The sequence below is a fragment of the Mycetocola zhujimingii genome, from assembly GCF_003065425.1.
GTDB lineage: Bacteria > Actinomycetota > Actinomycetes > Actinomycetales > Microbacteriaceae > Mycetocola_A > Mycetocola_A zhujimingii.
The window spans coordinates 333,493-359,816 of sequence record NZ_CP026949.1 but is presented as its reverse complement, the minus strand read 5'-3'; the positions used below and the strand labels follow the sequence as shown (position 1 = coordinate 359,816).

Below are 26,324 nucleotides of genomic sequence, written 5' to 3'. Positions count from 1 at the left end.
CCTCAAAGCCCGCTGAGCAGACGGCGACAACCGGCTGGGAGTGCACCGTCGAGGCGTAGGCTTGAGACGTGACTCAACCCGGCACAATCGCTCCGCATCCGCGTGTGCGGCACCTCACCGTCAGGACCCACAAGGTCGACGGCGTCCGCACACTCCTCCCGCTCGGCGACCCTCACCACCCGTTGCTGTGGGTACGACAGGGCAACGGCATCGTGGGCATGGGCGAGGCGCTCCGGCTCGAGTTCTCAGGGCCGACCCGGATGAGCGACGCCGCACTGCTTTGGCGCGAGGTTGCTGCCGCTGCTGATGTCGTCGACGAGGTACGGATGCCGGGCAGCGGCCTGGTCGCGTTCGGTACCTTCGCGTTCGCCGACTCGTCGGAGAAGTCCAGCGTGCTCATCGTGCCCCGGACGATCATCGGTCGCCGCGACGGCCAGAGCTGGATGACGGAGATCACGGTCTCAGACACCGACGCTCTCTCTGACGCCGCGCCGACGGCATCCGCCCCACGCTCAACCCCGTTCGGCCCTGAATACCGGCTCAGCCTCACTCCGGGAGCGGAGAGCGCCGACGGGTTCAAGGCCCACGTCGCCGAGGCCGTCGATCACATCGTGGCCGGCGACGTCGACAAAGTGGTGCTGGCGCGGGATCTCCACGGCCACCTCCCGGCGGGCGCCGACCTCCGCCGTGTGCTCGCCGACCTCGCGCTCGGCTACCCCAACTGCTGGACATACTCGGTCGATGGCCTCATCGGATCGAGTCCTGAAACCCTCGTCACCGTGTCGCGCGGTTCGGTCACCGCGCGGGTGCTCGCCGGCACCGCCTCCCGCGGAATCGACGCCGCGAGCGACACCCGAGCCGCGACGGACCTCATGTCGAGCACAAAGGACCAGGACGAACACCGATTCGCGGTCCAGAGCGTGCTCGAGTCGCTTCGGGCGCACACCGCTCGGGTGATCACGAGTGAGGCGCCGTTCGCCCTCAAGCTGCCGAACCTGTGGCACCTTGCCACCGACGTCGAAGGCACCTTGACCGACGCCGCCACCTCCCTCGACCTGATCGACGCCATGCACCCAACGGCCGCCGTCGCTGGAGCACCGACCGCGAAGGCAACCGCACTCATCGACGAACTCGAACCGTTCGACCGTGGCCGGTTTGCCGGACCTGTCGGCTGGGTCGGCGCAAACGGAGACGGCGAGTGGGCGATCGCGCTGCGGTCGGCGCAGGTCGAGCCGAATGGCGACGTGACGGCCTACGCCGGTTGCGGCATCGTTGCAGACTCCGATCCGGCGAAGGAACTCGCCGAAACCTCAATGAAGTTCCGGCCCATTCTGGACGCCTTCGGCTAGAGCGGCGTCACTTTCGACGTCGAGTGCTGTGTGGGCAGAGCGGATGCCTGGCCCAGCGTGGACGCTGCGAGCCGTGCCTTCTGCTCGGCCACGTCGAAGTCGGCTACCGGCCACTGCGGGTCGATATCGGTGAGCGCGTCGAGCAACAGGCGCTGCACCGCGGCGCGTGCGTACCACTTGTGGTTGGCCGGCACGACGAACCACGGGGCTCCCTCGGTCGACGTCCGGTCGAAGACACGCTGGTACGCCGCCTGGTAGTCGGGCCAGATTTCTCTCTCGTCGATGTCTGCCGGGTTGAACTTCCAGTGCTTGTCAGGGCGGTCCAGCCGCTCAGCCAGGCGGCGCTTCTGCTCGTCCGGGCTGATCTGGAGCATCACCTTCACGACGCGTACGTTTCGGTCGGCGAGGCGTGATTCGAAGTCGAGGATGGCGTCGAAACGGCGTTCGATCTCTTCGTCACTCGCGAGCTTTCGAACCGAACCGATGAGGACGTCTTCGTAGTGCGACCTGTCGAACACTCCGATGAAGCCGGGCTCAGGAACCCGCCTCTCGATTCGCCAGAGGAAATCGTGCCTGCGCTCTGCCCGCGTCGGCGCCTTGAAAGCGGTGAGTGTCACGCCCTGGGGGTCGACGGAACCAACGACGTGGCGAACGATCCCGCCTTTACCCGCCGTGTCCATGGCCTGCAGAACCAGGAGAACGGCATCCGGGGCCCCGCCCTTCGAGGAAGCGAACAGCCGCTCTTGAATGGCGCTGAGCTCCACGGCATCGGTGGCCAGCTCCTGGCGCCCTTCCCGCTTTCCGCCCGAGAAGCCCGGGGTCGACTCCGGGGCGACGTCAGCGAGGACGAAGCCGTCGCTGACCCGTAAAAGTGAGGCAGGGCTTGACCGCCACGCGGATGCCTGGCTGTTCTTGCCGGGCTTCGCCGCCGACTTCTCCGCCGACTTCTCCGCTGCCTTCGCGGCCACCTTCGCCGCTGACTTCTTCGCGGCGAGCTTCTCCGCCAATTTCTCCGCGGACTTCTTCGCCGATTTCTTCTCGGACTTCTTCTCCGCTGACTTCGTCTCCGCTGACTTCTTCTTCTTGGCCATCCCGACAGTGTGGTCCCTCACGGCCGTCCGGCTCAAGTGCTGGCCCAATGCTCGGTTCATGTTGCGCCCGGCCGTCAGCGCTCGAGCGGCACCTCGATCAGCGTGCCGGATGCCGTCGGCGCGGTCAGTGCCTGGTCGAGCGCCGAGCGGGTAGCAGCCTTCACGTACTTCCAGCCATAGGCCGTTGCGAGGGCTTCGAGGTTCACCGACTGGGGTGTGTACAGCACGCGGTCGACCGCGTCTCGGTCAGCGGCCTGCGCGACCTCGAGTCCGTCGAAGATGGTGCCGCCTCCGTCGTTGCCGACGATCACCTGGATCCGTGGCATCCGTTCGCCGGCAGCCGTCAGCAGGGCTCCGGCGTCGTGCAGAAACGTCAGGTCGCCGAGGAGCACCCGGGTGACGCCGGATCCAGCGTGCTGGCTGGCGCTGGCGATGCCCAGGGAGGTCGACACGGTTCCGTCGATGCCGGCGAGCCCGCGGTTCGAGTGCACGGAGATCTTCTTGCCGGGGACCGCGCCATCGACGTCGCGGATGATCCGGGACGCCCCGAGCACGAGTCTGTCGTGCGGCCAGGTCGCGCCCCACACCGCGAGGGCGAGGGAGCGCCGGTCGATCGGCGCCCGGATCGCACCGAACTCGGTCTTCACGTACGCGAGTCTGGTGGCGGGGTCGTGAGAGTGAGCGGCCTCGAGGTCAGGAGCAACGTCGGTGGATGCCGCATCGACGATGGCGCGGGATGCCGAGATCCAGGCGCCGAGCCAGGCGCGATCGACGCCACCGTCAACGACGCTCGCGGCACCGACGACGTGCGCAGCGCGCCGGCCGGGGTTGTAGACCTCGTTGCCCGTTGGCGCGACGACGATGACTTCGACGCCGTCGGTGGACAGCAATGCGGGCACCTGCCTGCTCAGTGTCGGATGACCGAACACGACGGCCCGCTCGACCCGGCCGCCGAGCTCCGCATCGGCGAGGAGTTCGCGATACGCGACAATCACGTTACGGCCGAAGCGGGCTCCACTCGAGACCTCGGCGATGAGGGGCCAGCCGCCGGCGTGTGCGAGCGCTTCGGCCTGCGGGCCGGCACCGTGGCCGGCGATCACGACGGTTCGCTTCGAGCGGTCGAGCAGAATGCCCGGCCTGGTGATGCGCGAGGCGGCCGCTGGGTCGTGAATCGCGACATCCGCACGACGTTCGACCGGCGGACCGGCGACGCGATCCGGGATGGGCCGTGACAACGGCTCGCGCAGTGGGAGGTTGAGGTGCACAGGGCCAGCGCTTGCACGCCCGCTGCCGAGCGCCGCGTCGACCGCGAGTCGAGCGATCGCGCGCGCCGCCTCGGGCTCGCCGCTGGCACCGGTCGGGGCGGCTATGTCACGGGCGAAACGGGCGGCCTCACCGAAGATGCCGACCTGGTGTGTGGTCTGGTTCGACCGGATGCCGCGGAGTTCGAGCGGTCGATCCGCGGTGATGAGGATGAGGGGCACGTCGGAGGAGTGTGCCTCGAGGACGGCCGGGTGCAGGTTGGCTACAGCGGTGCCACTCGTGACGATGACGATGGCAGGGTTACCGGTTTCGATCGACAGGCCGAGCGCGAAGAAGCCGGCCACCCGCTCATCGATTCGGACGTGGAGGCGGATCTCTCCCGACCGCTCAAGTGCCGCTGCTGCGAGGGCGAGTGCCTGCGAGCGTGAACCGGGGCAAACGACGATGTCGGTGACACCCTGCCGAATGCATTCCTCGAGAAGTGCGAGCGAGTAGTCGGTTGCCGGACTGCCGTCAGGCATCCGCCCTGCCCGTGTCGTCAGGCTCCTGCTTGGCGTCAGGGTGCTTATCCGGCGTCGGCTTGGCCTTACCGGGTTCGTCGGGCTCTGCGGCGTCTGAGTCGAGGGCGGCGAGCTCTTCTTCGAGTCGGCGGATGCGTTCGTCCTGCTCCTTATCGCGACCGAGGGTGCCGATGAAGGCGGGGTCGTCGTCTGGAGCGAGTCGGGGGCGGACAACCTGGGTCACCCTGGCGCGACCGATGGTGAACCACAGGATCAGGCCCAGAACCGGCAGCAACACGATGACGATGAGCCACACCGGCTTCGACAAGCCCCGCACTCTCTCCTTCGCCATCATGGCGCAATCGATCACGGCGAAGATCGTTGCGACTACCACCACAACGAGGAGAATCACGAGCCAACGCATACCCTCATCGTAGTCTTCATTCTGTGAATTACCCCGGGGAGGGGGATCACGCAGGCCACACCGGCGAGCGTCCTCCCAGACTGGCGCGCATACACTTGATCCCGTGAAACGCATTCCCCCCGTTGTGACCTACACGGTGCTCCGCCTGCTCGCTTTCGCGGTTCCGCTTGCCCTGCTTCTCTTCCTGGGCTTCGAGCCGTGGGTCGCGACGGTGCTCGCGGCGATCATCGGACTGAGCCTGTCGTACATCTTCCTCAGGCAGCCTCGCGAGCAGGTCGCAGCTGAACTGTACGACCGCCGCCACGGTAACCGCACGCCGGTCACCGCCGACGAAGACGCGGAAGACACCGCGCACGCCGAGGACACGGTCGACACCGCGCACACAGCGCACTCCAAGAACACGGTGGATGAGCAGAACACGGGCGAGTTCCGCTCACCAACCGAGCGCTGAGCTACTTCCAGAGCGCCCAGAACAGCGCGATGCCGTAGAGCAGCTGGGTGAGTCCGGTCAGCTTGAGCGCGAGGATGTACTCCCTGGCCGTACGCGCCGTTGCCACGATGATGGCCGCGGGAAGCGCGGCGAGGAGCGCGAACAAGGCGAACCAGGCGATCGGGTAAAGCAGCGCGATCCAGGCGGCGATGCCGAACGGCACCAGCAGGCACACGATGTACAGGATGCGGCTGGGGATCGTCCCGAGGAACGTCGTCAGGGTCCGCTTGCCGGCGATGCGATCCTGCTCGATGTCACGGATGTTGTTCACGATGAGCGTCGCAACGGAGATGAGGCCAACCCCGACCGCTCCCAGCCATGCTTCCTGCGTGAGGTTCATGATCTGGACGTACGTGGTGCCGAGTGTGGCGACGAGCCCGAAGAAGATGAAAACAAAGAGTTCGCCGAGCGCGAGGTACCCGTACGGGCGCTTGCCGCCGGTGTAGAACCAGGCGGCGACGATCGCGACAGCGCCGACGGCGATGAGCCACCACAGCTGGGTGACAACGGTGAGAACCAGGCCGGCGACCGCCGCGATGCCGAAGAAGATCAGTGCAGCTGTGAGCACCGCCTTTGGCGTCGCTTTGCCGCTGCCGACGAGGCGGAACGGACCGACGCGATCGCGGTCGGTACCCCGGATGCCGTCTGAATAGTCGTTCGCGTAGTTGACAGCGATCTGCAGGCTCACGGCGACGACGAGGCAGAGCAGTGCTCGCACCCAGTGGAACTCGCCGGGGTCACCGGCTGCCACGGCCGCACCGGTGCCCACGAGCACCGGGGAGACCGACATCGACAGGGTCGGGATGCGTGCACCGGCGACCCAGTCGCTGAACCGCGCTGGGCGAACATCGGCGTACACACGCGCCGCCGGATTCCCGCTCTTGCCCTTCCGCTTCGATGCTGCTGGCGCCGTGGGCGGCGTGAGTCTCTGCTGCTTAGCTGCCACCTGGCAACCTCCCTCTGTCCGCAAGGAGTTTACAGCCACGACGTGACGGGTTTTCGTGCGCGCCACGGCACACGAGTCTCGCTGTCCGGCCGGTCCAGGCCGGGTGCCCAGGCGCGACCGGCAAGGTGCACTACGGTTCGGCGGTCTGCGCGTCCTCCGAGCCGAGGGTAACCGCCACGATCGCAACGATCGCAAGCCGGTCGGGCTTGCCGGACGGCAGGGTCGGCATGGCGTCGAGACGGACGACGTGCGCCGGCCTGGCCGGTTTGCCCAGGGCGACAGCGACAGCATCCGCAATGTCCGACAGTTCGGGATGCTGTCCGACGGTGACGACGACGGGAACCTCTCCCCACCGGTCATCCGCCACGGGGACGACGACGGATTCCGCGAGGTCGGGAATGCCCCGAACCACGCGTTCGACCCGGTCGAGGGAAACGTTCACGCCCCCGGAGATGATGACGTTGTCGGCACGCCCCGTCACCCGGAGGACGCCGTCCTCGAATTCGCCGAGGTCTCCGGTGCGATACCAGCGCAAACCCTCGTCGACAACGAACGTTCGTTCAGTGAGCTCGTCGTCGCCGAGATATCCTTCCGCGAGCATTGGGCCTGCCAGCTCGACCTCACCATCGACCACCCGGACGTGCACGCCGGGAAGCGGAACTCCGTTGTAGACGCAGCCGCCCGAGGTTTCGCTCGACCCGTACGTGCGATAGATGGGAAGACCCAGTTGTTCAACGCGCGCGCGGAGGGAGACCGGCATTGCCTGGCCGCCAACGAGGATGCCGTCGAATCGCCGGAGAGCGAGGAGCCCCGCCCGTGATTCCAGCAGGCGCGAGAGCTGGAGCGGGACGAGGGAAGTGAACCGTCGTTCAGCGGTGAGACGCTTCGATGCGTCGGCGAACGCGGCCGGGTCGAATCTCCCCTGAGGCACGACGATTGGGGTGGTTCCGGCGGCGATCGAGCGGACGAGAACCTGGATGCCGGCGATGTAGTGGGCGGGCAGAGCGAGGAGCCACTGGCCCTGGCCGTCGAGAACGGTCGCCGACGCTGCGGCACTCGCGAGCAGGGCGTCACAACCAAGTGCAACCCGCTTCGGTACTCCGGTTGAGCCCGATGTCTCGACGACGACTCCGACCGGTTGTGGCACCTCTTCGCCCGTTGGCTCTGGCGGGCCTGTACCGTCGTCCGCGCCGGGAACCGGAGTGATGGCCGGGCCCGACCTGTCAAGCGCACGCCGGAGTTCGACCATCAGCTCGAGTGGGTCGGTGGCAGACACCCGGGTGAGTGGCCTCGTCATGGTTTCAAGTGTATGCGCGAGGGCCCCTCTGTGGCAGGCGGGGCTATTGACCCCGCTCCGGCTCAGGGGGCTTCGACTCCGGACGTGTCTTCCAGGGCTTTTTTGCGTGGCCGGAGAACATCAAACACGATCACGGCGAGCGCCACCCACTTGAGCCACAGCAGCCCGTTATCGTCACCAAAAACGACAACGCTGAGCACGAAGGCCCCCAGAGCGACGCCGCTGAGTGCGAGGTAGAGCGGTGACCGCCGGTTACGATGCTGCTCCCATACCGCGCACGGGCGTGCCCACGTGGGGTACTCGACCGGGCGTTTCGCCTCAGCCTTCACTGCGTCCTTCACGACTCCCCACAGCGTGTTCGGCTCGAAGATCGTCGCACCGTCGCTGCCCGCGAGCGCAACGCGCCCGCTCGCCACATCGGCGAGCAACGGTGGCAGGCCGACAGCGCGGATGAGCCTGTCGAACGTCGCGTCATCGCTTCGCGGCGAGCGAAGCAGGATCCGGAGTTCTTCGAGGTTTCCGCCGTCGGATCGGAAGGAGTCTGTCCAGGGCTCGGTCTCCGCTTCGGGGAGCAGGAGATCGAGCCAGTCGCGCACATGGCGGCCGTCGGCATCCATATCCCACGGGTTCGACGGATCCACACTGACCCATTCCTCATCCCACCAGTGAATGACGAGCGGATGGTCCTTGCTGGCGAACCCCGCGCCTCGCCGCTTGCCCGATCGCGCGAGGAACAGGGCGCCGTCCGCCGCCCACGCCATGCTTTCGTAAACGGCGTCAGGTGAGCCGGTCGGCTCGACGACCGCACCTGCACCGGCGGCACGACCGACCAACGCCTGCCCCGCTCGTTTCGCGACGACACCCAGTACCTCGATCTCACTCCCCACCGGAGAGAACCAGGTAAACGCGTCGAGCGAAAAGGATGCTTCGAGGGCAGCAGCCTCGGCGGATGTCGGTTCTGAACCAGTCGGGCTGTGGAGACCGGCCGGCGAAGCGATGACGCAGCCAAGCTCCACACTGAGTTCATCAAACAGCGTTACCGCTTCCACGCGTTCCCAGCCGTGCCTGCCCGGCTCGGAGGTCTCCCATCGCAACGGGTGCCCGTCCTCGTCGGTGAACGCGCGAACGGCCACAGCCAGGAAGTCCCCCCGCTGAGCATCCTCCAGAACAACGGCGGGCACCCTGCGATCAACGAGTGCCGCCTTCAGGCGAGCAGTGAAGTTTCCACCCCTCCCGAGCACGGTAAAGGACAGTTCGTCACTCGGCGCAAGCGCTCCGGCCTGGTTATCTCTCGACACCTCGCCATACTGGCATCCGTCTGGTCGCTGCGGTCAGGTTTCGCCGCCCCGGATGCCCCCAGTTGCGGCGTCACAGCAGGGTCGCCGTGGAGCTACTCATCCCGGAAAAGCTCGGAGTGCTCGTTCGGCGACTCTCGCCAGGGCCGGGCGCTCGGCTCCTCCAGCAGCCTGGACAGCGAGCCCGCTGGTAACGGTGTTGAGAAACTTCGCCAGCTCTGCCGGGTCTTCGGCGTCCGACAGGTCACCCTCACGGATTGCGCGCGCGAAGCGTTCGGCGAAGCGCGCTTCGCCGGCGGCCCTGGTGGAGTTGAGGAAGTCGACGACGCGTTGATCGGTCGAAGAACCGGCGAGCCCACCCTGGATAGAGAGGCAACCGGGTGGCTTGGACGGATCGGTGATCGCGAGCACATTGCTGTGCACATAGTGCTCGGCGACGGCACGGGCCGTTGGCTTGTCGAGCGCCGCGTCGATGTAGGCCATGTCGACCTTGGCGTAGCGCGCAACTGCGCGTCTGAAGGTCTCTTCCTTGTTCCCGAACGCCGCATAGAGGCTCGGCCGGTTGATCCCGATGGCCCTCGTCAGGTCATCGAGCGTTGTGCCCTCATACCCCTGCCGCCAGAACACCTCGATCGCCGCGTCAAGCGCCGCGTCGAGCTCGAACTCACGTGGTCGGCCTCGCTCCGCCATGCTGCGCCTCCCGGCTCTTTGTTCTGTACCCGATTGAACAATTTTACCGCTTCGAGGAATACCACGGGGCGCATCGTGATTCTGTACTGTACCGAACACAATTAGAAGGAGTCAGCATGACCACCACCACTACTCGTCCCCTCGCAGGCAAGACTGCCCTGGTCACCGGGGCGTCCCGCGGCCTCGGTGCGGGACTGGCGACCGAGCTCGCCGCGCAGGGCGCAAAGGTCGCCATCACCTACTGGTCGTCGCCGGAGCGGGCTGCGCAGGTCGTCACAGCGATCCAGGATGCTGGCGGCGAGGCGGTCGCGATCCGGGCGGACAACTCGACCGCAGATGGTGCCCGCGAGGGGGTGCGTGAGGCGGCCGCGAAACTGGGCTCGCTCGACATCCTGGTGAACAGCGCGGGCGCTGGCTGGTTCGAGCCGTTCCAGGACGCGACGGACGAGCACATCGAGCACACGATCAACATCAACATCCGGGGCACCGTCTACGCGACGCAGGAGGCGATCAATCATCTGTCCGACGGCGGCCGCATCATCACGATCGGCAGCGTCACCGCCGAGAGTCTGCCGTTCCCCGGCGCGGCGATCTACGGCATGACCAAGGCCGCCCTCGTGGCCCTCACCAAGGGCCTCGCCCGTGACCTCGCCTCACGCAAAATCACCGCGAACATCGTCCAGCCCGGCCCGATCGACACCGAAGGCAACCCCGCGGGCGGTCCCGCGGGTGAGCTCCTCGCCGGCCTGACCGCCGCGGGTCGCTTCGGCACCGTCGAGGAGGTCGGACCGCTCGTGGCGTGGATCGCCAGCGACCAGGCGGCCTACATGACCGGCTCCACGGTAACCATCGACGGTGGCTGGACCGCCTGAGCCCCAACTCGAACGACTGAATCGCACGCACACGACACGAAAGGACACGAGAGATGACAACTAAGAAGTCGGCGCGCGCCGACATTGGACGGCTCGGGGTGTGGAGCCTCGAACTGCGCGGAGCCGACCCCTCTGCGGCCGGCGACGCCGCCGCAGAACTCGACGACGCAGGCTGGGGAGCTCTCTGGCTTGCAGGCGCCGGTGGACCGGGCATCTGGCAGAGCGCCAGCGATCTGCTCGCGGCGACCAGCCGGCTCAGCGTCGCGCTGGGCGTCGCGAGCATCTGGGGGCCGGACGCCGACGCCGCACCCACGGAGTTCGCACGCATCACCGGGCAACACGGCGACCGACTGCTCGCGGGATTCGGCGTCAGCAGTCCACAGAACGCCGCCGCCGTTGGCAAGCCGTTCGGCACGCCAATCGGCGCAATGAATCAGTACCTGGACCGCCTCGACCAGGCCACGCCGCCACTGGCGGCGAACGACCGCATCCTTGGAGCGCTCGGTCCCCGGATGGTCGAGCTCGCGGGCCGGCGAGGCGCGGGGGTCCATCCGTTCCTTGTCACCCCCGAGTCGAACATCGCCAACCGCTCCATCCTCGGCGAGAGCAGTCTGATCGCGCCCCACTTGGCGGTCGTGCTCGAAACCGATCCTGCGAAGGCTCGCCAGATCGCCCGAGCCGGGATCGGCATGTTCATCGGGTTCCCCAGCTATCAGGCGAACCTTCGGCGCCTTGGCTTCACCGACGACGATCTCGTGCCCGGCGGCAGCGACCGGCTCATCGACCGTGTTGTCGCCTGGGGGTCACTGGACGATGTGCGCAGGCGCATCGACGAGCACATCGCCGCCGGGGCCGACCACCTCGCGCTGCACGTGCTTACGGGACAACGGAGGCTGCCGCGCGCCGAGTGGGCGGAGCTTGCCTCACTCCTCTCCGCCTAGCAGTTCCGAGTACGACCCCCAGGCGCCGGGATGGCGCCACAACCGAGGCGGTCGGCGGTCTCGGTCACCGTGCTTGGTGCCCGCGCACACGAAGGGCGAACGGATTGGCATCCGTTCGCCCTTCGCGTTGCCGGCGGTAGCCCTAGATCAGCCAGGGGTTCTTGCGCACGATGCCCAGGCGCCGCCACGGGCGGCCGGCGCCCCAGGTGTCGCCGGCATAGGTTGCGGCGATCACGATGCTGGCCAGTGCGTAGATGATGTGGTAGTCCACGAGCGGGTTGGTGGACCCGGAGTTCGGCGTGAACGGCCACTCGGCCAGATACATGAGAATCATCACGAAGGTGCAGACAACGGCGCTCACGCGCAACCCGATGCCGAGCATCAGGGCGACGCCAAGTCCGAGCATCGCGAGCATGAACAGCCAGTCGCTCAGCGGGCTGGCGATACTGCCGAAGAAGTCCTTCAGCGGCCCGCGGACAGCGTCACTCTTGAGGAAGCCCTGGCTTGGCGCCCCGCCGTTGACCCAGGCGCGCTCAGACGGGGTCGAGAAGCCGAGCCCGAAGGTCTTGTCGAGGAACGCCCAGAGGAAGAGGAAACCGAGGGCCAGCCTGAGAACGGCGAGCCAGCGCCGAGCGGTTTGAGTGAGGATCTCACCACGGCCGTTAACCGGAACTTCTCTGACGTCGTCACTGTGTGACTGGGCGGGTGTAGCGGTCATGTCGTCCTCCTATGCTCGTCGTGTGGACGCGGACCGAGCGGCCCTTCCGCACAGTATGCACTTCGGGGACCACCCCGTCAGGAGACTAAAGACCCCGGCCGACGGGCCTCAGTATTGCCAGGGGTACGGGCCCCAGTCCGGCTCCCTCTTCTCGAGGAAGGAGTCACGACCCTCAACGGCTTCGTCAGTTCCGTACGCAAGCCTCGTTGCCTCGCCGGCGAACACCTGCTGACCGACCATGCCATCATCGACCGCGTTGAACGCGAACTTGAGCATCCGGATGGCTGTCGGCGACTTCCCGAGGATCGTGCGCGCCCAGTCGAGAGCGGTTGATTCGAGTTCCTCGTGTGGAACGACGGCGTTGACCGCGCCCATCTGGTACGCGCGCTCTGCCGAATACTCCTCGGCGAGGAAGAAGATCTCACGGGCGAACTTCTGGCCGATCTGACGGGCGAAGTATGCGCTCCCGTAACCGGCGTCGAAGGAGCCGACATCGGCATCCGTCTGCTTGAACTTGCCGTGCTCGCGACTGGCGATCGTGAGATCGCAGACGACGTGAAGGGAGTGGCCACCGCCGGCAGCCCAACCGGGAACGACGGCGATGACGACCTTCGGCATGAACCTGATGAGTCGCTGCACTTCGAGGATGTGGAGGCGACCGCCACGGGCGGGGTCCACTCCCCCGGCCGACTCGGTGTCTGAGTACTTGTAGCCGTCACGGCCACGGATGCGCTGGTCGCCACCCGAGCAGAACGCCCAGCCGCCGTCCTTCGGGCTCGGACCGTTGCCGGTGAGCAGCACGACACCGATTCGGGAGTTGGTGCGCGCATCCTCGAGCACCCGGTACAGCTCGTCGACCGTGTGCGGCCGGAACGCGTTGCGCACCTCGGGCCGGTTGAACGCGACGCGTGCGATGCGGCCCGTCGTGTCGTGGTGGTAGGTCACGTCGGTGAGGGAATCGAACCCCGTCACATCCGCCCACTGGGTCTCATCGAATATTTCTGACACGGTCATGGCTCCAGCCTAACGACGGCAGCAACGGATGCCAGACTGGAAGCATGCGTCCACAGCTCCACGATCTCCTCGACACAGCGCGGGTCGTCGCGCGGCCCCTCGCCACCAGGTTCCGCGGCATCGAGGAACGCGAAGCATTGCTGTTCGAGGGGCCGAACGGATGGAGTGAGTTCTCCCCGTTCGTCGAATACGACGACGCCGAGAGCGCCACCTGGCTTCGGGCCGCCATTGAGTTCGCGTTCGGCGACCTGCCCACTCCCCTGCGCTCCAGCATCCCGGTGAACGCCACGGTTCCATCGGTGCACGTCGATCGCGTCGCCGGAATCCTCAAGCGGTTCGACGGATGCCGCACGGCAAAGGTCAAGGTCGCCGAACGCGGCCAGGGACTCGCCGAAGACGTCGCGCGCGTCCGTGCCGTCCGCGACATCCTCGGCCCGGAAGCACGGATCCGCATCGATGCGAACGGCGGCTGGAACATCGACGAGGCCGAGCACGCCATCCACGCCCTTGCCGAGTACGACCTCGAGTATGTCGAGCAGCCCTGCACCACGGTTGCGGAGCTCGTCGAAATCCGCCGCAGGACGAAGTACATGGGCGTGCCGATCGCCGCTGACGAGAGCGTGCGCAAGGCCGCCGACCCACTCAACGTTGCCCGGGCTGGCGCCGCTGACATTCTCGTGCTGAAGGCGCAGCCGCTCGGCGGCATCCGTCGCTCGCTCGACATCATTGCCCAGGCCGGGCTTCCCGTCGTCGTGTCGAGTGCACTCGACACTTCGGTTGGCCTGTCGATGGGGGCGTGGCTCGCGTCGGTGATTCCCGAGCTCGACTACGACTGCGGGCTCGGTACGGCGTCGCTGCTGTCGGCCGATGTGACGGATGCCCCGATGCAGGCATCCGGCGGATCGATCGATGTGCGCAGGGTCACCCCGACGCCTCGGCTGATCGACGGTTATGCGGCATCGGCTGCGCGTCGCGACTGGTGGCTGGAGCGGGTGTCGCGCTGCTACGAGCTGCTGACAGAGGGCGACACCGCACCGGCGCTGGGCTGAACCTCGCTGCAGCTGCCCTGAGTGGTCTTACTGATCGAGCGCTGCAGTGCGGGCTGGGCACTACGCCGTCGAGCGCTGCAGGCCGGTTCGGGCGCTGCGCTACCGAGCGCTGCAGGTCTTTGCCCCGCGCTGCAGAAGCTTCTGCGGCGCAACGCTGGAAGTGCAGCGGTCGACGTCCAGACCGCGGTACAGGGCTGAGCGGACGTGCAGACGCCGGGCTACAGGCCCGAGTCGGGCGGGCGCGTTGCCCATCGAGCGCTGCAGGCAGGTTTGGGCGCTCTGCGCCGTCGAGCGCTGCAGGCGGACTGGGCTCTACGCCATCGAGCGCTGCAGGTCCTTGCCCCGCGCTGCAGAAGCTTCTGCAGCGCAACGATGGATGTGCAGCGGTCGCCGTGCAGACCGGGGTACAGGCCGGAGTCGACGTCCAGACCGGGCTAGAGGCCCGAGTACGCGTGCAGACCCTTGAAGAACAGGTTCACGATCGAGAAGTTGAAGATCACCGCGACGAAGCCGATGATCGACAGCCACGCCGAACGGGATCCACGCCAGCCGCGCGTCGCGCGGGCGTGGATGTATCCGGCGTAGATCACCCAGATGATGAAGGTCCAGACCTCTTTGGTGTCCCAGCCCCAGTAGCGGCCCCAGGCGCGCTCTGCCCAGATCGCACCGGCGATGAGGGTGAACGTCCAGAGAATGAACGCGACGATGTTGGACCGGTAGGCGAGGTTCTCGAGGCGCGCCGCCGACGGGAGCGTCGCGACGAACTTGAGCTTGAGCGACTTCAGGTCTGATCCGCTCGTTTCCCGGCGGTGCTGCACGAGTTGCAGAACGGACAACGCAAACCCGAGCGCGAACAGTGCCGTTCCGGTCGACGCGACGAAAACGTGGATCACGAGCCACGCGGACTGCAGTGCCGGCGGAAGCGGAACCACTTCGACGTAGAAGTTCACGGCGGCGAGACCGAGCATGACGAGCACGAGGCCGACGATGAAGGTGCCGAGGAAGCGCAGGTCGACCCGGGTGAGCACGACGAGGTAGGTCGCAATGATGAGGAGTGTGCCGGTCATGGCGAACTCGTACATGTTGGCCCACGGAACACGCTCGGCGGCAACGCCGCGGGTGACCGCTGCGGTCAGGTGAAGCAGGAGCCCGAGCACAGTCAGTGCGACGGCAACCCGGAGCACAGCCGACTTCTTCGCCTGGACCTGCGGCGCGTCCGGGTCAGTGCGCGTGAGCGGCCCGACGGGGCGACGCCCCGAGTACGCCGACTTATCCGCCGATGCTGCGGCCATGGCGTTCCCTGCTGAGCCGACTGTTGCAGCCACGGGCGCGCTCGCGCTGTCGCCCTCGGTCAGCTCTGCGGCCGCCGTGACGTCGGCTGAGCGCTTGGCGAGGTCGGCCGCGAAGGCGATGAACGCCAGCGCGTAGATCGCCATGGCGGACCAGAGGGCGAGGACGGACAGTTCGTTGAGATCCACGGTTTAACAGTACCTCTCGGGTTTCACGCTGAGGGAGCGTGAGTAAGTGATGATCGACGGCGGATCAACACGGCAATGCCGCGCCATCCGGTAAGCAGGATGCCGAGCGACAGGGTGGCAACGATGACGAAAGCGAGAGCCGTTCCCTGTCCTGACAGCGTGCGGAACAGCATCCCGCCCGCGACGGTGATCAGCCAGAGCCCAAGCCCGGGCCAGACAGGTCCGAACGGACGGCGCCACGCGAGGGTGACGACCCAGCCGAGCGCGAGCGCGGCGAGGAACGGCCACCACGCCGCCGCAAGGCCCACGAGCGTGGGATCAGCATTGTGCGTGCCGCGCCCGATGAGCACGAAAACCAGCGTCGCGACGACGTCCAGTCCGACAGCAATTGCCACGTCGCGGGAGCGCACGCTCATCGTTCGAGCCCGAGCGCTGTGCCGTGACGGTAGGCGATCGCATCGACAGCTTCGACGAGGCCGGGATCCTCCCCGCGCGCAAGGCCGGCGTACTGGATGTGCACAGTACCGTCTGGCTTGTCCGTTGCCTTGACCCAGACCCGGCGCCGCGGCACGAAGAGCGAGGTGAGCAGGCCGCCGAGGATGAGGATGGCGAACAGAAGCACCCACCCCTGGGTCGGGTCGCGGTGCACATCGAATGACGCGAACCGCGGGACCGCGTTTTCGTAGTGCGCGGCGGTGACGGCTGCGTGGTCGTCGCTCGCAGCGGCATCCGGATCGACGGGAACCGCATCGGGGTTGGCGTTCTCGAAGGTGATCGTGCCCTGGCCGCCCGGGAGCTCCTGGCTCTCGCCCGGCATCAGCTCGATGGAGTCGACGCCGGTCTTGCCACCGGTGAGCTGAGTCATGTCGTCGGTCTCGAGTTCATACACCGACTTCGGTGCTCCGTCATCGATGCCGAGGTCACCCGTGTACACGTTGAGCGTCAGAACCGGGAACACCAGGTCGGGATACGTCGACGTGTACGCGCCGGTCTCGAGCAGCTGTGCCGTTGGGTAGAAGAAACCGATCATCCCGATCTGCTCTTCAAGCCCGTCAGGGACCTTCACGACACCGAGGGAGGTCAGGTTTGCATCCTGCGGGAGGAATGGCACCGAATCGGTGAACACGACTGTGCCATCCGGGTCACGGACGGTGATGGTCGGCGCGTAGCCGTTGCCCAGGAGGTAGACGTCTGTGCCCTCGTAGCGGAGCGGTTCGTTGACCTTCACCGTGCGTTCGACCGGATCGCCGCCGGGCGAGCGGGTCGTGACGAATGCCGTGAAATCGATGGGCTGGCCGTAAGCGTCGAGGTTCTCCTGCTCGTAGGCCACATCGAACCGATCGAGCGAGAGCGAGTACGGCGCGAGGTCGTCCGGGTTGTAGAACCGGCCCGGATTGAAGGAGTTGTAGTCGAGCAGGGTGTTGACGAAGGTCTGCCCCTCAACGACAACCCGCTGTCCGGCGTAACCGAGTCCGCCGCCGATCGCGACGGTGACGAGCATGCCGACGAGCGCGGAGTGGAAGACGAGGTTGCCCGTCTCACGCAGGTAGCCGCGCTCCGCGGAGACCGAGACGGCGCCGTCCCTGCCCTGGTAGAGCTCGACACGATAGCCGGACTTTTTCAGCAGGCCCTTTGCCGCGTCGATTGCGGCTCCGGCATCGCCACCCGAAAGGGTCTGCTCGGTGTGTGCGGGCAGGCGCTCGAGGCGCGCGGGGGTGCGCGGCGGACGGGCGCGCATGGCCTGGAGGTGGTGCTTGGTGCGTGGGATCACGCAACCGATGAGCGACACGAAGAGGAGAAGGTAGATGCTCGAGAACCAGACGGACCCGTAGACGTCGAACATCTGGATGTTGTCGAGAGCCGGCGCGAGGTCCGGGTTGTCGGCGAAGTACTGGATGACGCCGTTCGGGTCGGAGCTGCGCTGGGGCACGAGCGAACCGGGGACCGCCGCGACAGCGAGCAGGAGGAGCAGAAGCAGCGCCGTCTTCATGCTCGTGAGCTGGCGCCAGATGAAGCGAAGGGTGCCAACGAATCCGAGCTTGGGCTGCTGGACGTCAGCGGCGTCGGAATCCGGGCGCTCGCGTTCGCTCAGCGGCGCTCCGGCGTCAACGTAATCAGATGGCCGGGACAAATCCGCTGATCACCACCCCGAGCTTCGACATGAAGATGCCCCATGCGCCAGTGACCATGAGCACTCCGATGATTACGAGCAGGATGCCGCCTCCGATATTTATTGCGCGAATATGCCGCTTCAAGAATGCAACGGATCCGGTCACCCAGTTGAGGCCGGCCGCGACGAGAATGAACGGGATGCCGAGACCGACGCAGTAGAACAGCGCGAGGATCGCTCCCCGTCCGGTCGATCCGGACTCGAAGCTCAGCGCGTTGATGGCGATAAGTGTTGGACCGAGGCACGGGGTCCAGCCAACCGCGAAGACGATGCCGAGAAGCGGCGCTCCGGCGAGTCCCGTTGCCGGGCGGAAGTTCGACTTCACCGTTCGCTGCAGGAACGAGAACTGGCCGATGAAGACGAGCCCCATGACGATGACGACGACGCCAAGCACCCGCGTGATGATGTCTTCCCAGCGGACGACGAACGCGCCAACAGTTCCGGCGAACGCGCCGATGAGCACGAAGACAAGCGAGAAACCGAGGACGAAAAGCGTGGCACCGAGTAGCACTCGTGACCGTGCCGGGGTGGCCTTACTGCGCGCGCCGTTCGACATTCCGCCGACGTAACCGAGGTACCCGGGAACGAGCGGGAGGACACAAGGAGACGCAAACGAGACGAGCCCCGCGAGCAGAGCTATCGGGATGGCGGCCAGGAGCTGGCCATTGAAAATGATCTCGCCGGGGTTCACGTGGTTACTCGGCGATCGCGTCGCGGATGAGGGTGTCGAGGATCGACGCTTCCTTCACCTGGCCGAGAATTCGTGCGGCGACCCGGCCCTCTTTATCGAGGACAAGGGTGGTGGGAACGGCCTTGGGTGGCACGCTGCCGGTGAAGGCGAGTTTCACCGCCCCATCCTGCACGTCCATGATCGACGGGTAGGTGATGCCGTACTTGTCGTTGAACGACAGCGCGGTGTCTGGCTGGTCGTACACGTTGACGCCGATGAACTGCGCGTCCTTACCGTCGTACTCCGCGCTGAGTTCCTGAAGCAGTGGCGCTTCGGCACGACACGGTGCGCACGCGGCGTACCAGAAGTTGACTACCAGGACGTCACCGGCGAAGTCGGCCGACGCGATCTGCTCACCGGTATCGGCGACGCCGGAGAACGTGATCGACTCTCCGCGGTCGGCCTCGGCGATCTCGGTGACGCTGCCATCGCCGGCGATGTAGCCCTTGTTGCTTCCCTCCGCGTACTGCTCAGCGAGCGGGTCGCTTGAACAGCCGACAAGAAGCAGCGTCGAGGCGAGGAGCGTGGCGACCAGCGGCATCCGGTGCTTCATACCGCCCCCACGTCCGTCGCGCCAGCACTGAGCGGTGCCGCCGGGTCTGAGTAGCCGACCTCGACGAAGGCTCCGTCGCGGTGTTCGAAGGTGGTGATACTCGAGAGTGCACACCGACGCTGGCGTGGATCGTGGGGCAGCGGTGTTCCGGTGAGCGAGGAGTGCACCATCCAGATCGGCAACTGGTGACTCACGAGGACGGCGTCGCCGGTCTCGGTGGATTCCCATGCGTCGCGGACGGCGTCGAGCATGCGGGCGACGATCGACACGTATGGCTCGCCCCAGCTGGGCTTGCGCGGATTGCGCAGCGCTGGCCAATTCGCCGGGTTGCGAAGGGCGACCCGCATGATCCTGCCCTCGAAGTGGTTGGTCGGCTCGATGATGCGGTCGTCGGTGACGATCTCAAGACCGAACCGTGAGGCGATGGGAGCCGCAGATTCCTGTGCGCGCTGAAGAGGGGATGCCACCAGCCGGGTAATCGTTCGATCGCGCGCGGCGAGGTCGTCTGCTGCGGCCGCAGCCATGAGTTCTCCGCGTTCGGAGAGTCGGAAACCAGGGAGTCGACCATAGAGGACTCGTGTCGGATTGTGCACCTCGCCGTGACGGACGAGGTGGATCTGGCTGGCTACCACACGTCCCAGTCTACGTTCGGTAGAACTCGGAAAACACCGAGAGTGACTCGCCCGCGCCAGCGCGAGCGGAAACGGGGCAGAGTGCGGGTCAGAGCCGTCAGGAGAACCGCAGCGGCGCGCGGGTAAGATTGACCCTCGTGACCACACGCGTATTGATCAAGAACCTGGCCGACCTTCCCGAAGGTCCCGTCTCCGTCTCCGGATGGGTCGAGACCGTCCGTGACCAGAAGAAGGTGCAGTTCATCGTCTTGCGCGATGAGTCCGGTGCCGCACAGCTGGTGAACCCCGCGGTGCGCGAGCTGAACCCCGAGGATGAGGCATCGGCGTCGAAGCTGGCCATCACCGAATCGATCTCGGCCCTCGCCCACGGCTCGTTCATCACCGTGACCGGAACGCTCAAGCACGACGAGCGCGTCAAGCTCGGCGGGCTCGAGATCAAGCTCGAGACGCTGACCGTTGTTTCCGAGGCCCTGCCCGAGACCCCCATTGCTGCCGACTCGAGCCTCGACAAGCGGATGGACTGGCGCTTCCTCGACCTGAGGAACCCGAAGCAGAACCTCATCTTCCGTATCCAAACGACGTTTGAGCACGCGCTCCGTACCTACTGGATCGAGAACGACTTTATCGAGATCCACACACCGAAGCTCATGGCATCCGCCAGCGAATCACGCGCCGAGCTCTTCGAGGTCGACTACTTCGACACGAAGGCCTACCTCGCGCAGAGCCCGCAGTTCTTCAAGCAGATGGCTCAGCCCGCCGGTTTCGGCAAGGTCTTCGAGGTCGGACCCGCGTTCCGCGCTGACCCGTCGTTCACCTCGCGTCACGCGACCGAGTTCACGTCGATCGACTCCGAGGTGAGCTGGATCGACTCGCACGAAGACGTCATGAAGCTGCACGAGGACCTCATCGTTGCCGGTTTCAGCGCTGTAAAGGAAAAGCACGGCGAGGAGATCAAGGCGCTGTTCGACCTTGAGGTCGTTGTTCCCTCCACGCCGTTCCCCCGCATCCCGCTGGCCGAGGCCAAGCAGATCGTCGCCGACCGTGGGTACGAAGTGCCCCGCGCCGATGACGACATGGACCCCGAGGGTGAGCGCCAGATCGCGGCCTACGTCGCGGAGAAGTTCGGCCACGAGTTCGTGTTCCTGACCGACTATGCGTCGAGCATCCGGCCGTTCTACCACATGCGCCACGAGGGCGATGGGTCGATCACGAAGAGCTACGACCTCATCTTCAACGGCGTCGAGATCTCGACCGGTGCGCAGCGCGAGCACCGCGTTGACGTCCTCATTGAGCAGGCCAAGGAAAAGGGTCTCGACCCCGAAGAGCTTGAGTTCTACCTCGACTTCTTCCGCTACGGTGTTCCGCCGCACGGTGGATTCGGCATGGGCCTCGCCCGTGTACTGATGCTCATGCTGCACGAGACGTCGATCCGCGAGGTCACCTACCTGTTCCGCGGCCCGACCCGCCTCCTGCCGTAGGTCTTGACATAAGTCCCCCGGGGCAAGCCGCGAACATTTCGCGCGCTTGTCCCGGGGGACTTTGCTTTGCGCACGGCCTCTGGCCTTCAGCTTCGTCGCGGTTCTATGATCCGGGCACGCGAGCCGCACGAGTTCGCCCGCAGGAGGGATCCGCCGTGGAATTCGTTCGAAACATCTGGGACCTGTTGTGGGTCTTCTTCTGGGCGTTCGCGTTTATCGCCTACCTGTTTGCTCTGTTCTCGATCATCGCGGACATCTTCCAGGACCGGAACCTCAACGGCTGGCTCAAGGCCGTGTGGCTCATCTTCCTGGTCTTCCTGCCGTTTCTCACCGCGCTCGTCTACCTGATCGCGCGCGGCAAAGGCATGGCTGAGCGGTCGGCGGAGCGGGCAAACAACGCGAAGGCAGCAACGGATGCCTACATCCGCGAAACGGCCGGAAAAGCAACGCCGAGTGACGAGATAGCCACCGCAAAGGCGCTGCTCGATTCTGGGGCGATCTCGCAATCCGAGTTCGAGACCCTCAAGGCGAAAGCGCTGGCTCGCGCGTAGCCGAGTCTGGTCGTGTCTGACCTGGCCTGGCCTGGCCGGACCGGGCTCTAGACCTCGAAGTCGACGGCGATCCGGTCCGACCGGACCTCGCCGATGAACTTACCCACCCTCTGGTGTTCGGGGTGCGCCGAGTAACGCTCGAGCGCAGCGGCATCCGCGAAGTCGGCGATCAGCACGACATCCCAGTTGACCTCGGGGTACAGGACGTTTTCGCCCACCTGAAGTGAGAGGATTTCGGGAATAAGAGCGGGTAATTCGCCCATCTCCGTTGCGATGCGGGCGGCGTGTTCTGCCTTGGTGGCGGCATCCGTTGCGGCGAGCTTCCAGCAGACGATGTGGCGGATCATGTGAGCTCCAAAAGTGCTGTTGTGAGGCGTTTCGGGTCGATGCGCCAGTAGTTGTGGACCCGCCCGTTGATGAGGAGGACCGGGATCTCTTCGACGTACCGTTCGTGCAGTTCGGCGTCGTCGAGGATCGACACCTCGTCGAGTGTCAGCCGGGGTGCGTCCTGGCGGGACTCGAGCTCGGTCATCACGCTGGTGACGACGCTGCGGGCGTCATCGCAGAGATGACAGCCCGGTTTCGAGATCAGGGTGAGGGATGCCGTTGCCACGGTTCCAGCCTAATCGGCTAGGCGAAGTGGTCGACGAGGGAGTCGGTGACGTTGTGCCAGTGACCGAGCATCATCCGTCGTTCGTCGCGGTCAGCGAGGTCTTCGTGGTGGAACTCGACGATGGCGCCCGGACCGGACTTGGAGACGGTCACCTGCAGTGTGGTGTCGTGGGGCCAGTCCTGGGGCTGCCAGGTGAGGCGAATCTGCTTGCCCGCCGTGAAGGCACGAATCGTGCCGCGAACGCCGTCGGTGGTCTGGTAACGAACGCCCTTCTTGGTCGGGAGGGACTCGATCTCGCCGAGCCAGAGCGGAAGACCCTCGCCGAGGAGGTAGTCCCAGAGCTTCTGCGGTGGGGTGTCCACGGTCTTTCGTACGCCGACATCCCAGCCTGTGTCGTTCTTCTGGCCTGGGGTGTTGCGCGATTCACTCATGAGATCAAGAGTACGCGCACGGCGCACGATGGAATTTCCAGTGCCGCTGGTGGGGTGGCCGTCCCGATTGCGGAGCCGGCTGGTCAGCACGCGCCGATGGTCAGCACCGGTCACCGGAAGTACGGTTTGCGGCGGATCCATTCGGCGATGGTGACCTTGGGTTTGCCGTTCACCATCGTTACGGTGAATACCCCGGTGTCGACCATCCGGTGGTGGAACCAACAGAACAACACACCATTATCAATGTGGGTAGGCCCGCCCTCCGCGTGGGGAACGATGTGGTGCGCTTCGCAGCCGGTCGCCGGGATCTGACAGTCCGGCATCGCGCAGGTGGGTCCGTCGCGGGCGATCATGCCCATCCGCTGGGTCCGGTTGAACCCGCGCTGGTCGTTGCCGAGGGCGACGACGGTGCCGTCGGGGTCGATGAATACCGGGATGATGCTCGCGTCACAGAGAATTTGGGTGATCGTTGATGCCGCGACCGGAGCGTTCACTCCAACGATCTGGCCGGTACCCGTACCGGAGTCGATGACCTCCGCGTTGACGGTGACGACGACCGTGGGCGCTGCCCCGGTGACCGATGGCGCGTCGGCGGAGCGGGCGAGGGCGTCGATCATCGCGGCGAACACGTCAGCGCGTTGCTGCCCGGCGGTGCGTCGGGCCCGGATCGGTTCGCTGAATTCCGCATCGGGATTGCCGTCGATGCCTTGCGCCGCGTCAACGGTGTCTGGGTTGGTGCCGGCCACGGTTGGCGACGCGGCGGATCCGAAGGCACCCGTGTCGCCGGCCCCGGTGCCACCAGCATCGCCGCCAGTTCCAGCGCCAGCGCCAGTATCAGTGGCCATTGGGTCGTATCGGTCCGCGGTCTTCGGACTCAGCACCGCATCCAGCAGAGCATGGAGTTTCGCTCCCACGTCGACGGTGATCTGGCCACCGAACTTCACCAATCCATCCTTCGCCGCACGAGCGATCCAGAAATCGCGTTTCTGGAACGCTTTGTCGGTGTTGGGTTCAATCCCGTCTTCGTCCAACCGGTCACGCCACTGGCGCGCCTGAATACCGACCAGGTCTGCCGACATGGGTAAACCGTCACGCCAGCCAGCACCGACCGCTTCACTGACCAGAGTGCGCTCGGCAATAGCGAGGTGCTCCACCTCGGCGCGGGGTGCGGCCAAAGACAGTTCCCGGGTGATCGCTTCCGCGGACTCCACCCCGATCAGGCCCTGCCGGAATGCTTCCCCGACCACGGGGAACAACGGCGGCAACGGGAACCCGGCATCGGTGAGACGGCGGCAGGTGCGCTGACCGACCCGGATCAACCGAGACGCGGCCGCGGACGACATTCCCGTGATCACCTCGACCAGATGCGACGGACGCTGGTAGTTATGCTTCACCGCCAACCCCTCGTTACCGCGGGCGGGATCCGACCGGTCGGCGACCTCGGCACTGAACGCAGCAAGGACCGCCTCCCCGGCTCGCACCACCCCGGCGACCTGGCCCAGCTGGGTCAGCAGTTGTTCGCCGGTCAACCGGTCGAGATGATCCAGGTCGAGAACATCGACCACCTGCCCCAGGTGCACGAGCAGTCCGGTGAGCGCACTCTCACCCTCCGGCACCGATGCCGGCGGAAAGTCGCTCACCGCGAGGCTCATGGCACCTGCACACTCCCACCAGTCGAGCCATCCGATTCAAGGGCACGAGGCCCGCCCACAACCGAGTTCACCACACCGAGACGGTGGCGGATCGGGCTGCTGACCGGGATGTTCATGACTTCAGTACACACCCAACCACTGACATTGAACCCCAGCACCACGAGCGCTACACCCCGGCCTTTGCCGACATCCGCACGCCACACCAGAACGGTGGCGAATCGGACTGCTGACCGGGATCTTCATGACTTAACTACACACCCAACCACTGACATTGACCTCCAGCACCACGAGCAGCAGGACCCGTGTTCTCCCGCATCTGAGCGCACCGGAAAACAGCAACCGCCGCCGCCAGGCTGACGCGGTCCGTGGCATCCGGTACCCTCGAATCCAACCGCTACCCGAGGAACCGATGAGATCCCGCTACGAGCAACTGATCATGGTGCTCACCATGTCGTTCCTCGTGCTCGCTGTAGCGCAGGCCGCAGAACCATCCGCCGTGCTCGTTGCCGGTGTCGCCGTCCTCGCGGCATCCGCTCTTCTCGGGGCCCGCTATCTCGCCGTCATCATCATCGCGCTGCGACTCATGGTCGGGTCCCGCGCGCGCGAACACCGCGAGTCACTCACCCGCATTCCCGCGCCGAGTCACCCCAACACGGCCGGACGCCCCCAGCCGCGAGCCCCAGGACTGTCAGAGGCGGTCGCGTAGCCCTTCGGTAACGAAGAGAGCCCGCGACCTTCAGTCGCCACCTCTCCCTCTGACCGTAAGGATCCCCCTGTGGACATCTATTCGTTCGCGCCCGTCGCGATCGTGCTCGACTTCGCCTATTCACTCGTCACCGCTCTCGCCACCCTGCTCGCACCCCTCACGGGAGTGCTGAGCACCGCGGCAGCGATCGTGGCCATCACTCTGCTCGTTCGAACGCTTCTGATCCCGGTCGGCCGCTCTCAGGTGCGCGCCGAGTTCACCCGACGGCGGCTCGCCCCGAAGCTCAAAGAACTGCAGCAGCGCTACAAGAAGAAACCCGAGCTGCTGCAGCAAAAGACTATGGAGCTGTACCAAGCCGAAAAGGCGTCACCTCTCGCCGGATGCTTCCCGACACTTCTGCAGGCACCCGTTATTTCAACCGTCTACGGCCTGTTCATTCTGCAGAGCATCAACGGACACTCGAATGATCTGCTCACCGAGGACATCTTCGGTGTGCAACTCGGCAGTTCGCTGATCAGCTTCGTCGGCGGGGGCGACGCGTGGCCAGGAGCGCTCGTCTATCTCGCACTCCTCGCCATCATCGCGGTCGTCGCCTGGCTGAGTCGCCGCGCAGCCCTGCGCAACGCCCCTCCGGTCAGCGATGAGCTTCCGCCCGGCATGCAAAACCTCACGGGGATACTCAGCTGGATGCCATTTATCACCGTGATCTTTGCGGCGATCGTTCCGCTCGCGGCAACGCTCTACCTCGCGGTGACGACGAGCTGGACGCTCGTGGAGCGGGCAGTCCTGCGACGTCGCTACGAGAAAGTCATGGCGGAGTGAGCAAACGCCGGGCCCTCGGGCGCGCCAAAAAGCGCCAGTCCCGAAGGCCCGGCGCTTAACTGGTGCGTTTCGCTACTTCTTGTTGCGACGCTGGTGACGAGTCTTGCGAAGCAGCTTGCGGTGCTTCTTCTTTGCCATACGCTTGCGGCGCTTCTTGATTACAGAACCCACTACTTACCTCACAAAGATCGGCTATGGCCGCGGATGCCACGGCCGGCAGAAAAAATGCCCTCGGGACAGTCTACCCGATCCCGAAGGCTCTCGATCCCACGCCGACTCAGGCGCTGTCGGCGACCTGGGATGCGACGTGCGAGCCGACAACCTGCTCGACCGCTGACTCGGGCACGCGGAAAGACCGGCCGAAGCGAATGGCCGGGAGTTCTCCGGCGTGAACCATGCGATACACGGTCATCCTGGACACCCGCATCATGTCGGCGACCTCGGCAACCGTAAGAAAACGTACGTCTTCCAAACCACTTGCCATGGTGTCTCCTGGTGCGGGATCTCGGTCTGATGGGTGTCGTCGAAGCGGAGCAGGCTGATCTTCTCTGACTGTAGCGCCACCCATC

30 protein-coding genes are annotated in these 26,324 nt (G+C 65.8%); 9 read left to right on the top strand and 21 right to left on the bottom strand.

What is annotated here, in order from left to right:
- Window positions 1–68: 68 nt before the first annotated feature.
- Window positions 69–1,349, top strand: a complete 1,281-nt coding sequence (locus tag C3E77_RS01750) for an isochorismate synthase (RefSeq protein ID WP_234031257.1) — start codon at window positions 69–71, stop codon at window positions 1,347–1,349.
- Here the strand turns inward: C3E77_RS01750 and C3E77_RS01745 are convergent.
- The 3 genes from C3E77_RS01745 to C3E77_RS01735 form a co-directional block, all read right to left on the bottom strand.
- Entirely contained in the window at window positions 1,346–2,440 is a 1,095-nt protein-coding gene (locus tag C3E77_RS01745) for a PPK2 family polyphosphate kinase (RefSeq protein ID WP_108390067.1), read from the bottom strand. The genes C3E77_RS01750 and C3E77_RS01745 overlap by 4 nt on opposite strands.
- Before the next feature lie 74 nt (window positions 2,441–2,514).
- Window positions 2,515–4,224, bottom strand: coding sequence for a 2-succinyl-5-enolpyruvyl-6-hydroxy-3-cyclohexene-1-carboxylic-acid synthase (menD, locus tag C3E77_RS01740; RefSeq protein ID WP_108390066.1), 1,710 nt, complete (start codon window positions 4,222–4,224; stop codon window positions 2,515–2,517).
- A complete protein-coding gene (locus C3E77_RS01735; RefSeq protein WP_108390065.1) occupies window positions 4,217–4,627 on the bottom strand; it encodes a PLD nuclease N-terminal domain-containing protein in 411 nt (136 codons plus the stop codon). The genes menD and C3E77_RS01735 overlap by 8 nt, the downstream gene beginning before the upstream one ends.
- Window positions 4,628–4,730: 103 nt before the next feature.
- On the opposite strand from C3E77_RS01735, the gene C3E77_RS01730 reads away from it, so the two are divergent.
- The gene (locus C3E77_RS01730; protein WP_234031256.1) at window positions 4,731–5,078 is read left to right on the top strand and encodes a DUF4229 domain-containing protein; all 348 of its coding nucleotides are present in this window, start codon (window positions 4,731–4,733) and stop codon (window positions 5,076–5,078) included.
- A 1-nt stretch (window position 5,079) separates the two neighbouring features.
- Here the strand turns inward: C3E77_RS01730 and C3E77_RS01725 are convergent, their stop codons facing one another.
- The 4 genes from C3E77_RS01725 to C3E77_RS01710 all read right to left on the bottom strand — a co-directional run bounded on the left by C3E77_RS01725 (window position 5,080) and on the right by C3E77_RS01710 (window position 9,345).
- The gene (locus C3E77_RS01725) at window positions 5,080–6,063 is read right to left on the bottom strand and encodes a 1,4-dihydroxy-2-naphthoate polyprenyltransferase (RefSeq protein ID WP_108390064.1); all 984 of its coding nucleotides are present in this window, start codon (window positions 6,061–6,063) and stop codon (window positions 5,080–5,082) included.
- A 130-nt stretch (window positions 6,064–6,193) separates the two neighbouring features.
- Window positions 6,194–7,360 (bottom strand): AMP-binding protein, encoded by a 1,167-nt coding sequence (locus C3E77_RS01720; protein WP_108390063.1) that lies wholly within the window; start codon window positions 7,358–7,360, stop codon window positions 6,194–6,196.
- Between the two features lie 62 nt (window positions 7,361–7,422).
- Window positions 7,423–8,658, bottom strand: a complete 1,236-nt coding sequence (locus C3E77_RS01715) for a hypothetical protein (protein WP_108390062.1) — start codon at window positions 8,656–8,658, stop codon at window positions 7,423–7,425.
- 96 nt (window positions 8,659–8,754) lie between these two features.
- Entirely contained in the window at window positions 8,755–9,345 is a 591-nt protein-coding gene (locus C3E77_RS01710; protein ID WP_108390061.1) for a TetR/AcrR family transcriptional regulator, read from the bottom strand.
- A gap of 116 nt (window positions 9,346–9,461) precedes the next feature.
- On the opposite strand from C3E77_RS01710, the gene C3E77_RS01705 reads away from it, so the two are divergent.
- Entirely contained in the window at window positions 9,462–10,217 is a 756-nt protein-coding gene (locus C3E77_RS01705) for an SDR family NAD(P)-dependent oxidoreductase (RefSeq protein ID WP_108390060.1), read from the top strand.
- Window positions 10,218–10,270: 53 nt separating this feature from the next.
- Window positions 10,271–11,158, top strand: a complete 888-nt coding sequence (locus C3E77_RS01700) for a TIGR03620 family F420-dependent LLM class oxidoreductase (RefSeq protein ID WP_108390059.1) — start codon at window positions 10,271–10,273, stop codon at window positions 11,156–11,158.
- A gap of 142 nt (window positions 11,159–11,300) precedes the next feature.
- On the opposite strand, the gene C3E77_RS01695 is transcribed toward C3E77_RS01700, so the two are convergent.
- Together C3E77_RS01695 and C3E77_RS01690 are read right to left on the bottom strand one after the other, a co-directional pair.
- A complete protein-coding gene (locus tag C3E77_RS01695; RefSeq protein ID WP_162924877.1) occupies window positions 11,301–11,876 on the bottom strand; it encodes a DoxX family protein in 576 nt (191 codons plus the stop codon).
- Between the two features lie 108 nt (window positions 11,877–11,984).
- Window positions 11,985–12,890 (bottom strand): 1,4-dihydroxy-2-naphthoyl-CoA synthase, encoded by a 906-nt coding sequence (locus C3E77_RS01690; protein ID WP_108390058.1) that lies wholly within the window; start codon window positions 12,888–12,890, stop codon window positions 11,985–11,987.
- A 44-nt stretch (window positions 12,891–12,934) separates the two neighbouring features.
- Here C3E77_RS01690 and C3E77_RS01685 point away from each other — a divergent pair, with 44 nt between their 5' ends.
- The gene (locus C3E77_RS01685; RefSeq protein ID WP_108390057.1) at window positions 12,935–13,939 is read left to right on the top strand and encodes an o-succinylbenzoate synthase; all 1,005 of its coding nucleotides are present in this window, start codon (window positions 12,935–12,937) and stop codon (window positions 13,937–13,939) included.
- 434 nt (window positions 13,940–14,373) lie between these two features.
- Here the strand turns inward: C3E77_RS01685 and ccsB are convergent, their stop codons facing one another.
- The 6 genes from ccsB to C3E77_RS01655 form a co-directional block, all read right to left on the bottom strand.
- Complete coding sequence (gene ccsB / locus C3E77_RS01680; protein WP_108392918.1) at window positions 14,374–15,375, bottom strand: c-type cytochrome biogenesis protein CcsB; 1,002 nt, start codon at window positions 15,373–15,375, stop codon at window positions 14,374–14,376.
- Window positions 15,376–15,440: 65 nt separating this feature from the next.
- Window positions 15,441–15,833 (bottom strand): DUF3054 domain-containing protein, encoded by a 393-nt coding sequence (locus C3E77_RS01675; RefSeq protein WP_108390056.1) that lies wholly within the window; start codon window positions 15,831–15,833, stop codon window positions 15,441–15,443.
- Window positions 15,830–17,548 carry a cytochrome c biogenesis protein ResB gene (resB, locus tag C3E77_RS01670; RefSeq protein ID WP_108390055.1) on the bottom strand — a complete coding sequence of 573 codons (1,719 nt, stop codon included), beginning with the start codon at window positions 17,546–17,548 and terminating at the stop codon, window positions 15,830–15,832. The genes C3E77_RS01675 and resB overlap by 4 nt, the downstream gene beginning before the upstream one ends.
- Window positions 17,532–18,278: a cytochrome c biogenesis CcdA family protein gene (locus C3E77_RS01665; RefSeq protein WP_108390054.1), complete on the bottom strand. Its 747-nt coding sequence runs from the start codon at window positions 18,276–18,278 to the stop codon at window positions 17,532–17,534. Before C3E77_RS01665 ends, resB begins: the two co-directional genes overlap by 17 nt.
- 4 nt (window positions 18,279–18,282) lie before the next feature.
- Window positions 18,283–18,858, bottom strand: coding sequence for a TlpA family protein disulfide reductase (locus tag C3E77_RS01660; protein WP_232529086.1), 576 nt, complete (start codon window positions 18,856–18,858; stop codon window positions 18,283–18,285).
- Between the two features lie 8 nt (window positions 18,859–18,866).
- Window positions 18,867–19,502: a histidine phosphatase family protein gene (locus C3E77_RS01655; RefSeq protein WP_108390052.1), complete on the bottom strand. Its 636-nt coding sequence runs from the start codon at window positions 19,500–19,502 to the stop codon at window positions 18,867–18,869.
- 152 nt (window positions 19,503–19,654) lie between these two features.
- Between C3E77_RS01655 and aspS the strand changes: the two genes are divergently transcribed.
- Entirely contained in the window at window positions 19,655–20,980 is a 1,326-nt protein-coding gene (gene aspS / locus C3E77_RS01650; RefSeq protein WP_416046414.1) for an aspartate--tRNA(Asn) ligase, read from the top strand.
- Window positions 20,981–21,135: 155 nt separating this feature from the next.
- Window positions 21,136–21,531, top strand: coding sequence for an SHOCT domain-containing protein (locus tag C3E77_RS01645; RefSeq protein WP_108390051.1), 396 nt, complete (start codon window positions 21,136–21,138; stop codon window positions 21,529–21,531).
- A gap of 47 nt (window positions 21,532–21,578) precedes the next feature.
- Here C3E77_RS01645 and C3E77_RS01640 read toward each other — a convergent pair whose 3' ends face one another.
- The 4 genes from C3E77_RS01640 to C3E77_RS01625 form a co-directional block, all read right to left on the bottom strand.
- The gene (locus C3E77_RS01640; protein WP_108390050.1) at window positions 21,579–21,878 is read right to left on the bottom strand and encodes a Dabb family protein; all 300 of its coding nucleotides are present in this window, start codon (window positions 21,876–21,878) and stop codon (window positions 21,579–21,581) included.
- A complete protein-coding gene (locus C3E77_RS01635; RefSeq protein ID WP_108390049.1) occupies window positions 21,875–22,144 on the bottom strand; it encodes a glutaredoxin family protein in 270 nt (89 codons plus the stop codon). The genes C3E77_RS01640 and C3E77_RS01635 overlap by 4 nt, the downstream gene beginning before the upstream one ends.
- Window positions 22,145–22,161: 17 nt before the next feature.
- Window positions 22,162–22,575 carry an SRPBCC family protein gene (locus tag C3E77_RS01630; RefSeq protein ID WP_158270339.1) on the bottom strand — a complete coding sequence of 138 codons (414 nt, stop codon included), beginning with the start codon at window positions 22,573–22,575 and terminating at the stop codon, window positions 22,162–22,164.
- A 110-nt stretch (window positions 22,576–22,685) separates the two neighbouring features.
- The gene (locus C3E77_RS01625) at window positions 22,686–24,227 is read right to left on the bottom strand and encodes an HNH endonuclease signature motif containing protein (protein ID WP_108390047.1); all 1,542 of its coding nucleotides are present in this window, start codon (window positions 24,225–24,227) and stop codon (window positions 22,686–22,688) included.
- A 409-nt stretch (window positions 24,228–24,636) separates the two neighbouring features.
- Here C3E77_RS01625 and C3E77_RS01620 point away from each other — a divergent pair, with 409 nt between their 5' ends.
- Together C3E77_RS01620 and C3E77_RS01615 are read left to right on the top strand one after the other, a co-directional pair.
- Window positions 24,637–24,933 (top strand): DUF6412 domain-containing protein, encoded by a 297-nt coding sequence (locus C3E77_RS01620; RefSeq protein ID WP_108390046.1) that lies wholly within the window; start codon window positions 24,637–24,639, stop codon window positions 24,931–24,933.
- Window positions 24,934–25,002: 69 nt separating this feature from the next.
- Entirely contained in the window at window positions 25,003–25,755 is a 753-nt protein-coding gene (locus C3E77_RS01615; protein WP_108390045.1) for a YidC/Oxa1 family membrane protein insertase, read from the top strand.
- Window positions 25,756–25,827: 72 nt separating this feature from the next.
- On the opposite strand, the gene C3E77_RS01610 is transcribed toward C3E77_RS01615, so the two are convergent.
- Both C3E77_RS01610 and C3E77_RS01605 read right to left on the bottom strand, forming a co-directional pair.
- Window positions 25,828–25,926 carry a 30S ribosomal protein bS22 gene (locus C3E77_RS01610; RefSeq protein WP_003792170.1) on the bottom strand — a complete coding sequence of 33 codons (99 nt, stop codon included), beginning with the start codon at window positions 25,924–25,926 and terminating at the stop codon, window positions 25,828–25,830.
- A 106-nt stretch (window positions 25,927–26,032) separates the two neighbouring features.
- On the bottom strand, window positions 26,033–26,239 hold the full coding sequence (locus C3E77_RS01605) for a helix-turn-helix domain-containing protein (protein ID WP_108390044.1): 207 nt from the start codon (window positions 26,237–26,239) through the stop codon (window positions 26,033–26,035).
- Between the last annotated feature and the right edge of the window lie 85 nt (window positions 26,240–26,324).